This window comes from Pseudonocardia acidicola (assembly GCF_012911935.1).
In the GTDB taxonomy this organism is placed as follows: Bacteria; Actinomycetota; Actinomycetes; order Mycobacteriales; family Pseudonocardiaceae; genus Pseudonocardia; species Pseudonocardia acidicola.
Genome location: NZ_JAAXLA010000086.1, coordinates 17,911 through 29,425, shown reverse-complemented (window position 1 = coordinate 29,425; position 11,515 = coordinate 17,911). Strand labels below are relative to the sequence as shown.

The window sequence follows — 11,515 nt, the reverse complement described above, 5'->3', positions numbered from 1 at the left end:
TATAAGAGACAGCCACTCACCCGGCCGCGCCCGACGAGGCGCCGGCGCCCGCCCCCGACGGCATCCGCGCCTCGGCCGCCGCGCTGCCCGGGGCCCGGCTCGCGCCGCTGTCCGGTGGCGCCGGCTTCCCGGCCTCCGCGCCGGCGGACGACGCGGCCCCGGCCGCCATCTCGACGGACACCCCGCCCGACGCGTCCACCTCGGGGGTCGACATCACCGCGACCCGGGTCCGGGTGGTGCTCTCCGAACGCAAGGGTGTGGCCCGCTCGGTCCGCACCGTCGTCGACGTGCAGGAGCTCACCCCGGTCGGCGATCTGTTGCGCGTCAACCTGATCGGCACCCAGCTCGGGGTGGCGCTGCGCGTGGCCGCGGTGGCCGGTCTCACCCTGGGCCTGCTCCCGGCGTTGTTCGCGCTGTTCCCGGACCTCGGCGGGATCGACGTGCTGGGCCTGCGGCTGCCATGGCTGCTGCTCGGCGTGCTCGTCTACCCGTTCCTGCTGGGCCTGGGCTGGTGGCACACCCGCTCGGCCGAGAAGGTCGAGCAGAACTTCGCCGATCACGTGCAAGATTGACGGTGTGCACGTGAACCACCTCGCTCCCCGGTGAGTACTCCCGCTCTCGTCGCCCTGTTCGCCATCGCCCTGGTCGGGCTGGCCTCGGCCGTCATCGGTTCGTTGGGCGTCCGCGTCGCTCGCAGCACCTCGGACTTCCTGGTCGCCTCACGGACGGTCGGCCCGACCGTCAACGCCAGCGCCATCTCCGGCGAGTATCTGTCGGCGGCCTCGTTCCTCGGCATCGCCGGGTTGATCCTCCGGGAGGGCGCCGACGCCCTCTGGTACCCGATCGCCTTCACCGCGGGCTATCTCGCGCTGGTGCTGTTCGTGGCCGCGCCGTTGCGCCGCTCGGGCGCCTACACGGTGCCGGACTTCGCCGAGGACCGGCTGGACTCCCCGAAGCTGCGCCGGCTGTGCGCCGCGTTCGTGCTGCTCATCGGCTGGCTCTACCTGCTCCCGCAGCTCCAGGGCGCCGGGCTGTCGCTGAGCACGCTGACCTCGCTGCCGTCCTGGATAGGGGTGGGCGGCGCCGGCGTGATCGTCGTGCTGACCGTCGTCGCGGGCGGGATGCGCTCGATCACGTTCGTGCAGGCGTTCCAGTACTGGCTGAAGCTGACCGCGCTGCTCGTGCCGGCGCTGGTCGTGGTGAGCCTGTTCCTGTCCGACAGCCGCACGTTCGACCGTCCGGCGCCGCCGCAGTTCCCGGCCGCGACCACGGTCGACGTCCGCACCGGCGTGGTGCTGGAGGTCGCGGCCCCGGTGACGTTCACCGCCCGCGGTGACATCGACGGCCGGAGCGTCGACGGGCCGGTGCGCTGGGAACCGGGCAGGCACACGGTGCTGGCCGGTTCCGACCTGCACTTCGCCGCCGGCACCGCGGTGCCCACCACGGCCGGCGCGCCGACCACCGACCGCGACTGGCTGCTGCCGATGTCGGGCACCGCCCCGGACCAGCTGCTGGAGATCTACTCGATCCTGATCGCGGGCATCCTGGGCACGATGGGCCTGCCGCACGTGCTGGTGCGCTTCTACACCAACCCCGACGGGCGCGCCGCGCGCCGGACCACGGTCGTGGTGCTCGCGATGATCGGCGGCTTCTACCTGCTCGTCACGCTGCTCGGGGCGCTGTCCCGGCTCTACGTCCCGCAGTTGCTCGTGAGCGGCCAGACCGACGCGGCGGTGCTGCTGATCCCGTCCGCGGCGCTGGGCGGCAGCTGGACCAGCTGGCTGCTCGGCGGCCTGGTCGCGGCGGGTGCCGCGGCGGCGTTCCTGGCGACCTCGTCGGGCCTCGTGGTGAGCCTCGCCGGTGTGCTGTTCACCGACGTGCTGAAGGGTCGCTTCCGCGACTTCCGGCTGGCCGCTGTGATCTCCTCGGTCATCCCCGTCGCGCTGGCCCTGGTGGTCACCCGGATGGACTTCTCGCTCACCGTGCCGCTGGTGTTCGCGGTCGCGGCGGCGACGTTCTGCCCGCTGCTCGTGCTCGGGATCTGGTGGCGCGGGCTGACCGCGACCGGCGCGATCGCCGGCGTGCTGGTCGGCGGCGGGCTGTCCGCGATCGCGGTCGGGGTGAGCCTGTTCGCGGTGCTGCCGTCCGGGCTGCTCGGGGTGCTGCTGTACCGGCCCGCGGCGGCGACCGTGCCGGCGGCGTTCCTGACGATGATCGTGGTCAGCAAGCTGACCCGGACCGAGGTACCGGCCGACGTCGACCGCACCATGCTGCGGCTGCACGCGCCGGAGCGGCTCGGGCTGGGCGGCGACCGGACGGAGCATCGCCGGAGCGCCCGGTGAGCACCACGGCACTCGTTGCGCTCGCGGCGATCGCACTGGTCGCCGTGGCGTCCGCGGTGGTCGGTGCGATCGGGGTGCGGGCCCGCAGCACGTCGGACTTCCTGGTGGCCTCGCGCACGGTCCACCCGGCCACCAACGCGAGCGCGATCTCGGGGGAGTACCTGTCGGCGGCGTCGTTCCTCGGGATCGCCGGGCTGGTGCTCAAGGACGGGGTGGACGCGCTCTGGTACCCGGTCGGCTTCACCGGCGGCTACCTGGCGCTGCTGCTGTTCGTGGCGGCGCCGCTGCGCCGCTCGGGTGCCTACACGGTGCCCGACTTCGCGGAGGCGCGGCTGGCTTCGCCGGTGCTGCGCCGGGTCTGCACCCTGTTCGTCATCGTGATCGGCTGGCTCTACATCCTGCCTCAGCTGCAGGGAGCCGGGCTGACGGTCGCCACGGTGACCTCGCTGCCGCCGTGGCTCGGGGTGGCGGCGGCCGGCCTCGTCGTCGTGGTGTCGGTGGCACTGGGTGGGATGCGCTCGATCACGCTGGTGCAGGCGTTCCAGTACTGGCTCAAGCTGACCGCACTGGCCGTGCCCGCGGTGATCGCGCTGATCTTCTTCCTGAACGACGGCCGGAGCTTCGACCGGCCTGCGCCGCCGCAGTTCTCCCACCAGACCAGCGTCGACGTCCGCACCGGCGTGGTGCTCGAGGTCGTCCAGCCGGTGACGTTCCAGGCCAGCGGTGCGATCGACGGGCAGCAGGTCGACGGTGCGGTGCGCTGGGAGCCCGGGCGGCACACCGTCGAGGCGGGCACCCGGCTCGTCTTCGCCGGCGGGTCCGCGGTGCCGGTGGTCGCCGGTTCGCCGCCGACCGACGGGGCGTGGCTGCGGCCGTTCCCGGGTTCCCGCGACCACGGAGTGCTGGCCGTCTACTCACTGATCATCGCGACGTTCCTCGGCACGATGGGCCTGCCGCACGTGCTCGTGCGCTTCTACACCAACCCCGACGGCCGCACGGCCCGGCGCAGCGCGGTGGTGGTGCTGGCCCTGCTCGGTGTGTTCTACGTACTGGTGACGCTGGTCGGGGCGTTGTCCCGGCTCTACACGCCGCAGTTGCTGGTCAACGGCCAGACCGACGCCGCCGTGCTGCTGCTGCCGTCGGCGGTGCTGGGCGGCGGATGGGCGGGGGTGGTGTTCGGCGGCGTCGTCGCGGCCGGGGCCTGGGCGGCGTTCCTGTCCACGTCGTCGGGCCTGCTGGTGAGCATCGCCGGGGTGCTCTCGACCGACGTGCTGCGCGGCCGGGTCCGCGACTTCCGGGTCGCCACGCTGCTCGCGGCCGCGGTGCCGTTGGCGCTCGCGCTGGGCGCCACGCAGCTGGACTTCTCCGCGACGGTGGCGCTGGTCTTCGCGGTGGCCGCCTCGACGTTCTGCCCGCTGCTGGTGCTCGGCATCTGGTGGCGCGGGCTGACCGACCACGGCGCGGTCGCCGGGGTGCTCGCGGGCGGGGTGCTCTCCGCGGGTGCGGTGGCGGCGAGCCTCGCCGGGGTGGGCAGCACGGGCTGGCCGGGGGTGTTGCTCTACCGGCCCGCGGTCGTCAGCGTGCCGGTCGCGTTCCTGACGATGGTCCTGGTGAGCCTGGCGACCGCTAAGCGCCGCCCGGCCGACACCGACCAGGTGCTGCTGCGGTTGCACGCCCCGGAGCGCCTCGGCCTGAGCCGCGACCGGCTCGGGGACCCGCCCCGGTTCGAGGGCTGAGCGGCCGCCTTACCCGGTCGGGCAGCCACGAGCGGGTGAACTCGTCAATCGAGTCAGCGCAGAGCTACCGCAAGAAACGGGCAATTCAGGCACTATGGACCGCTCGGCGTCCGCCGGCCACCGCTGGGCGTCCGCCGCATGCCGCACGGCGGACCCGCCCGTTATCAGTCCAGGTGGACGATTCCGGCTTGCAATGGTCGGCCACCTGTCCGGCGCTACATCGTGTGCCTGACCGTGCGCGATCAGTGAGCGCTCTGCCAATCAGTGAACAGGACGGGGAGAACGGTGAGTACGACCGGAGAACGCTCGGCCGGCACGATCTACGAGCAGGTTCAGCGCAGCCCTGAGTTCGCGGAGCTGCGCCGCAGGCTGCGCCGCTTCGTCTTTCCGATGAGCGCGGCCTTCCTGCTCTGGTACCTCGCGTACGTGCTGCTCGCGTCCTATGCGCCGGCGTTCATGGCGACCAAGGTCATGGGCAACGTCACCGTCGGATTGGTCATCGGGCTGCTGCAGTTCGTCACCACGTTCGCGATCACCACGATCTACGTCCGGTATGCGGACCGGCACCTCGACCCGGCCGCCGAGCGGCTGCGCCACCAGATCGAGACCGCCGCATGACCGCCGTGCTGGCGCAGGCTCAGCAGGCCGTCGTCGGCGACCGCACGACCAACGTCCTGATCTTCACTCTGTTCGTCGCCGTCACCCTGGTCTTCGTGTTCCGGGCGAGCCGGACGAACAGGACCGCTTCGGACTACTACGCCGCGGGCCGCTCGTTCAGTGGTTCGCAGAACGGTGTCGCGGTCTCCGGTGACTACCTGTCGGCGGCGTCGTTCCTCGGTATCGCCGGTGCCATCGCGCTCTACGGCTACGACGGCTTCCTGTACTCGGTCGGCTTCCTCGTCGCCTGGCTGGTGGCGCTGCTGCTGGTCGCCGAACTGCTGCGCAACACCGGCAAGTTCACCATGGGCGACGTGCTGGCCTTCCGGATGCGCCAGCGTCCGGTCCGGGCGGCCGCGGCCACCTCGACCCTGGTCGTGTCGTTCTTCTATCTGATCGCGCAGATGGCCGGCGCCGGCGGGCTGATCGCCCTGCTGCTGCAGATCCCGCGCTCGGACACCTTCGGCCAGGGTGTCGTCGTCGCGGTCGTGGGCGTGCTCATGATCGTCTACGTGCTGATCGGTGGCATGAAGGGCACCACCTACGTCCAGATCATCAAGGCGGTGCTGCTGCTGATCGCCGCGGCCGTGCTCACCACCTGGGTGCTGGGCCGGTTCGGGTTCAACTTCTCGGCGGTCCTCGACCAGGCTGTCGAGCGCAGCCCGAAGGGGGAGGGCATCCTCGGCCCGGGTCTGCAGTACAAGAACAAGGTCGACTTCATCTCGCTGGGCCTGGCGCTGGTGCTCGGCACCGCGGGCCTGCCGCACATCCTGATGCGCTTCTACACCGTGCCCACGGCCAAGGAGGCCCGCCGCTCGGTGGTCTGGGCCATCTGGCTGATCGGCGTGTTCTACCTGTTCACCCTGGTCCTGGGCTACGGCGCGCAAGCGCTGCTGCCCCCGGGCATGATCACGGCCGAGACCCAGAACGACGCGGCGCCGCTGCTGGCCTACGAGCTGGGCGGCGAGCTGCTACTGGGCATCGTCGCGGCGGTCGCGTTCGCGACGATCCTCGCGGTGGTCGCGGGCCTGACGATCACGGCGTCGGCGTCGTTCGCCCACGACGTGTACGCCAACGTGATCAAGAAGGGGCAGCCGTCGCCGGACCGGGAGGTGCGGGTCGCCCGGACCACCGCAGTGGTGATCGGCCTGGTGGCGATCGTCGGCGGCATCGTGGCCAACGGCCAGAACGTCGCGTTCCTGGTGGCGCTGGCGTTCGCGGTCGCGGCCTCGGCCAACCTGCCGACGATCCTGTACTCGCTGTTCTGGCGGAAGTTCAACACCACCGGCGCGCTGTTCAGCATCTACGGCGGGCTCGCGATCTGCGTGCTGTTGATCCTCTTCTCGCCGGCGGTGTCCGGCTCGGCCACCTCGATGATCAAGGATGTGGACTTCGCGATCTTCCCGCTGTCCAACCCCGGCCTCGTCTCGATCCCGGCGTCGTTCCTGCTCGGTGTTCTCGGCACCTGGGTCGGTCGCCGGGAGCGGTTCAACAGCGAGAAGTACGCCGAGATGGAGGTCCGGTCGCTGACCGGCGCCGGCGCGGAGAAGGGGGTCGTGCACCAGGGGCGGTGAGCACGCGCCCGCGAACCGACGGGGCGGATCCCACCTCCGGATCCGTCCCGTCCGCGAGTCAGGGGCCTGGTCCGCTCACGGGGTCGTGACGCCGGATCGTGGCAGGATGCCGGTATGACTGCGGTGCCCTCCATCCAGGTGGCCGACCTGCCCGCCGATGCCGCCCTGCTCGACGTCCGCGAAGCCGATGAGTGGGTGGCCGGCCACGCGCCGGCCGCGCGCCATCTGCCGATGTCCGAGCTGACCGCGCGCATGGACGAGGTGCCCGACGACGACCCGCTCTACGTCGTGTGCCGCTCCGGCGGCCGCTCCGCCCGCGTCGTGGCCTACCTGACCGCGCAGGGCTACCCGGCGGTCAACGTGGACGGCGGCATGCAGGCCTGGGCCGGCCAGGGCCGGGCGCTGGAGGCCGAGGACGGCCGCGCTCCGGAGATCGCATAGGCGCCTCGCCCGTGTCCCAGCCCGCGCCCGCCCAGGGCGTTCCGACGCCACCGCCGAACTGCCCGCGTTGCGGGCGGGCGGCGCCGCCGGGCGCGGGTCCGTTCTGCCTGCGGTGCGGCCGGTACCTGGCCGCACCGCGCTGGGTGGCCGAGCCGCCGGTGTCGGGCCTGCCGGTCCCGTTGCCGCGGATGCGCCCCCGCTACACCGGCCCCCCGCGCTATCAGGTGCCGCCGCGGTGGGGCTTCGCTCCGGCGCCGTGGCCCGTCGAGGACGATCCGGGCCCGGTGCCGGCGATCGTCGGGGTGCGTTCGGTCGCGCCCACCCTGATCAGCGTTCTGCGGGTGACGGCCGCGGTCGCGGTGGTGGCGGCCGGCGCCGAGATCTGGCGCTATCTGCTGCTGCTGGCGAGCCGCTCCGAGGCGCTGTCGGCCAGCGCGGTCGCGGCGTCGGACACGCTCGTGGTGGGCGCGGCGTGGCTCGCGACCGTGCTCGCCGTCCCGGCCGGGACGCTGTTCGTGCTGTGGTCGATCCGGGCCTCCCGGGCGGCCGCCGACCGGGCCGGCCGGGTGCCGTCCCGCTCGGCGCGCGCGATCGTGCTCGGCTGGGTCGTCCCCGGGCTGAACCTGTCGGTGCCGGGCTCGGTGATGGCCGAGATCGAGCACGGGGGGTTGGACCGCCCGCCGGATGAGCGGCCGCGCCCGTCCCGGCTGGTGCTGGTCTGGTGGGCGCTGTGGGGGTCCGGGCTGCTGTTCGCTGCGCTGGTGCTGGCGCTGTCGTTCCGCAGCGGCGTGCAGGCCATGGCCGACGGCGTGCTACTGCACGCGCTGGTCGACCTGCTCGCGGCCGCGACCGCCGTGGTCTCCGTGCGGCTGGTGGACCGGCTGACCCGGCTGCTGAGCCCGCCCCGGGTGGTCCGTCGCGAGCTCGTCGTCGCCGTCCACCCGCGATCGGTGACCGCGACGCCGTCGTAACGGCCCCGCCGTGCGCGCGTCGGTGGGGTCGAACGGTGACGGGCACACACTCCCGAGGTAACTCGGACGTGACTTCCGGACGACCTTCTCGTTGAGCTGCCCGCAGGACCATACGGACATTCGGGGTATCGATATGTGCCTCGTACGACCTTCGCCATATGGTCCGAGAGGAGCCAATGGTGACGATCTCCCTTGCTCAGAGCAGCGTCGGCAGTCCCGCCGTCAACATCACGATCTTCGGCGCGTTCGTGTTGCTGACCCTGGTCGTGGTGTTCCGGGCCGGGCGTGGCAATCGCACCGCTTCGGACTACTACACGGCGGGGCGCGGGTTCACCGGCGCGCAGAACGGCGTCGCGCTGGCCGGCGACTACCTCTCGGCCGCGGCGTTCCTCGGCATCGCGGGTGCGGTCGCCGTCTTCGGTTATGACGGCCTGCTCTACGCCATCGGCTCGTTCGTGGGCTGGCTCGTCGCATTGCTGTTGATCGCGGAGTGGCTGCGCAACACCGGCCGGTACACGATGGGCGACGTGCTGAGCTTCCGGATGCGCCGGCGTCCGGTCCGGGCCGCCTCCGCCACCTCGACGCTGCTGGTCTCGGTGCTCTACCTGATCGCCCAGATCGCCGGGGCCGGTGGGCTGGTCGCGCTGCTGCTCGGGATCACCAGTCCGGGCGGGCAGGCCGCGGTGATCGCGGCCGTGGGCGGCCTGATGATCGTCTACGTGCTGGTCGGCGGCATGAAGGGCACCACGTGGGTGCAGATATTCAAGGCCAACCTGCTGATCGTCACCGGCCTGATCGTGTCCGCCTGGGTGATGGGCCGCTTCGGCTTCAACTTCTCCTCGCTGCTCGGGCAGGCCGCGGACACCAGCCCGCAGGGCGACAAGCTGCTCGGCCCGGGCCTGCAGTACGGGCGCACGGAGCTTTCGAAGATCGACTTCATCTCGCTGTCGCTGGCGGCCATCCTGGGCCCGGCGAGCCTGCCCCACATCCTCATGCGCTTCTACACCGTCCCGAACGCCAAGCAGGCCCGGCAGTCGGTGGTGTGGGCGATCTGGCTGATCGGCGGGTTCTTCCTGATGGTGCTCATCATCGGCACCGCCGCCACCGCGCTGGTCGGCCCCGAGGTGATCATGAAGTCGCCCGGGGCGTCGAACTCGGCGGCGCCGCTGCTGGCCTACCGCCTCGGCGGTGAGCTGCTGCTCGGCATCGTCGCGGCCGTCGCGTTCGCGACCATCCTCGCCGTCGTCGCGGGGCTGACGATCACCGCGTCGGCGTCCTTCGCCCACGACGTGTACGCCAACATCATCAAGAACGGGGACGTCGCGCCCGCCCGGGAGGTGAAGGTCGCGCGGATGACGGCCCTGGCCGTCGGTCTGCTGGGCATCCTGGGCGGCATCGTGGCCATCGGACAGAACGTCGCGGTGCTGGTCGCGCTCGCGTTCGCCGTCGGCGCCTCGGCCAACATGCCGTCGCTGGTCTACTCGCTGTTCTGGAAGCGCTTCAACACGACCGGTGCGCTGTGGAGCATGTACGGCGGCATGTCCGTGGCGGTCGTCCTGGTCATCTTCTCGCCGGCCGTCTCCGGGGCGAAGACCTCGATGCTGCCGAACGCGGACTTCGCGTTCTTCCCGCTGGTCAACCCCGGCATCGTCTCCATCCCGCTGTCGTTCCTGCTCGGCGCGCTCGGCTCGGTCTACGGCCGGCGCGACCCCGACGGCGCGCGGCGCTACGCGGAGATGGAGGTCCGGGCGCTGACCGGCGCCGGCGCCGAGCGGGCCCGGTCCGAGTCGGTGGTCTGACCCGGGCCCGCACCCGCTACCGTCGACGTCCTGATGGCCAAGAAGACACGCAACCGGGCCGGCGCCGCGGGCGCGGCCACCGGTGAGAACCCCCGCCGCCCCTGCCCGTGCGGGTCGGGCAAGCGCTACAAGGCCTGCCACGGCGCGGGTGACGACGTGATCGTCACCCGGCCCTTCGCGGGTCTCGCGGCCGAGCCCGACCTGGTCGCGATGCGCGAGTTCCTGCCCTCCGCGGTGGCCCCGCTGCCGCTGCGCGAGGCCTCGCCGGTGCCGGTCACGCTGGCCACGGTGCTGCCCGGGGCGTCCGCCGCCCTGGTCCGCCCCGACGGTGAGATCCTGCTGGGGATGCAGGTGCAGACCCGCTCGGGGGACCTGTCGGCCGATCTCGCTCGGGCGCTGCGCTGGGCCCGGGAGGCCGAGCCGGGCAGCGCGCTGCCGGTCGTCGGCCCGGGTGTGGGCGGCGCGGAGCCGATCCGGCTGCAGGACGTCCTCGACGCGGACGCGTCGCTCGAGCTCACCCTGCACCCGGACTTCGGCTGGTGGGTGGCCGGCAGCGACGACGGCGCCGAGCCGGCCCCGGAGGTCGCCGCGACCCTGGAGCGGGCCAACGCGGTCATCATGCCGACGGAGCCGGTGGTGGCCGAGGGGGTGCGGGCCGCCTACTGGGTGGACACCGGGACGAAGGCGCACCTGCGCTGGGTGCGTCCCGAGCCCGAGGACCAGCTGATGGCGGCACTGGCGCGGCTGCAGGCGCGCGGCGAACTGGCCCTCACCGAGGACACCCGCTACGCCGGCGCCTTCCGGGCTCACGGGCTGCTCGTGCCGGTGTGGGATCTCGACCGTGAGCTGCACGTGAAGGAGTGGGCCGCCCCGGTCGCCGCCTTCGCCGCCCGGCTCGAAGCCGCGCTGGCCGGGCTGGCCGACGAGCCGCTCACCGACGCCGAGCGCCGGGCCCGGGACGCGCTCGCGGGCAAGCAGGTCACCCTGCGCTGATCCCCGACCGGGGTGTGACCAGTGGCACGCGGGCCGGTTACCCGCGGGTCATATGCTCCGGCCATGGGACTTCTCGATGGCAAGGTCGTCATCGTCACCGGCGCCGGCCGGGGCATCGGGCGTGGCGAGGCACTGGAATGTGCGGCCCAGGGGGCCGCGGTCGTGGTCGGAGAGTTCGACCCGGACGCCGGTGAGGCGGTGGCCAAGGAGATCGTGGCCGCGGGCGGCCGGGCCGTCGCGGTCGGCGGCGACGTCGCCGACGCCGAGGCGGCGAACAAGCTCGTGAGCACCGCGGTGTCGGAGTTCGGCCAGCTCGACGCGCTGGTCAACAACGCCGGCATCCTGCGGGACAAGACGCTCGCGAAGCTCTCCGACGAGGACTGGGACGCGGTCATCCGGGTGCACCTGCGTGGGCACTTCCTCCCCACCCGCGCCGCGGTGCAGTACTGGAAGGAGGCCAAGCGTCCGGGGCACCTGGTGCACACGGCGTCGACCTCGGGCCTGCTGGGCAACTTCGGTCAGAGCAACTACGGCGCGGCCAAGGCCGGCATCGCGGCGTTCTCCACGATCGTCGCGATGGAGGGTGCCCGCGGTGGCATCACCAGCAACGCGATCGCGCCGACCGCGCTGACCCGGATGACGCTGGACCTCATGCCGGACGAGTTCCGGGCCAAGCGCGACGAGGCCATCGAGCGCGGCGAATTCGACTTCTTCGCCCCGGAGAACGTGGCCCCGCTGGTCGCGTTCCTGTGCTCGGACGAGTCGAGCCACATCAGCGGCAAGGTGTTCGGCGTGCAGGGCGACAGCGTGGAGATCTTCCAGCCGTTCACCTCGGTCGCCGAGATCACCAACGGCGGCAAGCGCTGGGACCCGGCCGACATCTCCAGCCGCATCGACGAGCTGTTCACCGCCTCGGGCATCCAGGCCGGAGCGGAGAACATGATGGCCCGGATGCGCTACCAGATCCTCGCGGAGCACTGACCCCTCCCGCCCGACCCCACG

General features: G+C 72.2%; 11 protein-coding genes. 10 read left to right on the top strand and 1 reads right to left on the bottom strand.

The genetic code is table 11. From position 1 onward, the window contains the following. Nucleotides 1-16 precede the first annotated feature (16 nt). A complete protein-coding gene (locus HF526_RS29975; protein ID WP_169384947.1) occupies nt 17-214 on the bottom strand; it encodes a hypothetical protein in 198 nt (65 codons plus the stop codon). 19 nt (nt 215-233) lie between these two features. Between HF526_RS29975 and HF526_RS29970 the strand changes: the two genes are divergently transcribed. The 10 genes from HF526_RS29970 (at nt 234) to HF526_RS29925 (ending at nt 11,494) form a co-directional block, all read left to right on the top strand. Next, on the top strand, nt 234-572 hold the full coding sequence (locus HF526_RS29970; RefSeq protein ID WP_169384946.1) for a hypothetical protein: 339 nt from the start codon (nt 234-236) through the stop codon (nt 570-572). A 30-nt stretch (nt 573-602) separates the two neighbouring features. Continuing rightward, nucleotides 603-2,342, top strand: a complete 1,740-nt coding sequence (locus tag HF526_RS29965; protein ID WP_169384945.1) for a sodium:solute symporter family transporter — start codon at nt 603-605, stop codon at nt 2,340-2,342. Next, nucleotides 2,339-4,078: a sodium:solute symporter family transporter gene (locus HF526_RS29960; RefSeq protein WP_169384944.1), complete on the top strand. Its 1,740-nt coding sequence runs from the start codon at nt 2,339-2,341 to the stop codon at nt 4,076-4,078. Before HF526_RS29965 ends, HF526_RS29960 begins: the two co-directional genes overlap by 4 nt. A 285-nt stretch (nt 4,079-4,363) precedes the next feature. Then, nucleotides 4,364-4,696, top strand: a complete 333-nt coding sequence (locus HF526_RS29955) for a DUF485 domain-containing protein (protein ID WP_169384943.1) — start codon at nt 4,364-4,366, stop codon at nt 4,694-4,696. Then, a complete protein-coding gene (locus HF526_RS29950) occupies nt 4,693-6,309 on the top strand; it encodes a solute symporter family protein (protein ID WP_169384942.1) in 1,617 nt (538 codons plus the stop codon). Before HF526_RS29955 ends, HF526_RS29950 begins: the two co-directional genes overlap by 4 nt. A gap of 114 nt (nt 6,310-6,423) precedes the next feature. Then, a complete protein-coding gene (locus HF526_RS29945) occupies nt 6,424-6,750 on the top strand; it encodes a rhodanese-like domain-containing protein (protein ID WP_169384941.1) in 327 nt (108 codons plus the stop codon). A gap of 11 nt (nt 6,751-6,761) precedes the next feature. After that, nucleotides 6,762-7,721: a DUF4328 domain-containing protein gene (locus tag HF526_RS29940; RefSeq protein ID WP_169384940.1), complete on the top strand. Its 960-nt coding sequence runs from the start codon at nt 6,762-6,764 to the stop codon at nt 7,719-7,721. 179 nt (nt 7,722-7,900) lie between these two features. Further along, nucleotides 7,901-9,520 (top strand): solute symporter family protein, encoded by a 1,620-nt coding sequence (locus HF526_RS29935; protein WP_420821669.1) that lies wholly within the window; start codon nt 7,901-7,903, stop codon nt 9,518-9,520. Between the two features lie 33 nt (nt 9,521-9,553). Beyond that, nucleotides 9,554-10,513: a DUF5926 family protein gene (locus tag HF526_RS29930; protein ID WP_169384939.1), complete on the top strand. Its 960-nt coding sequence runs from the start codon at nt 9,554-9,556 to the stop codon at nt 10,511-10,513. Between the two features lie 63 nt (nt 10,514-10,576). After that, on the top strand, nt 10,577-11,494 hold the full coding sequence (locus tag HF526_RS29925; protein ID WP_169384938.1) for an SDR family NAD(P)-dependent oxidoreductase: 918 nt from the start codon (nt 10,577-10,579) through the stop codon (nt 11,492-11,494). Nucleotides 11,495-11,515: the final 21 nt, after the last annotated feature.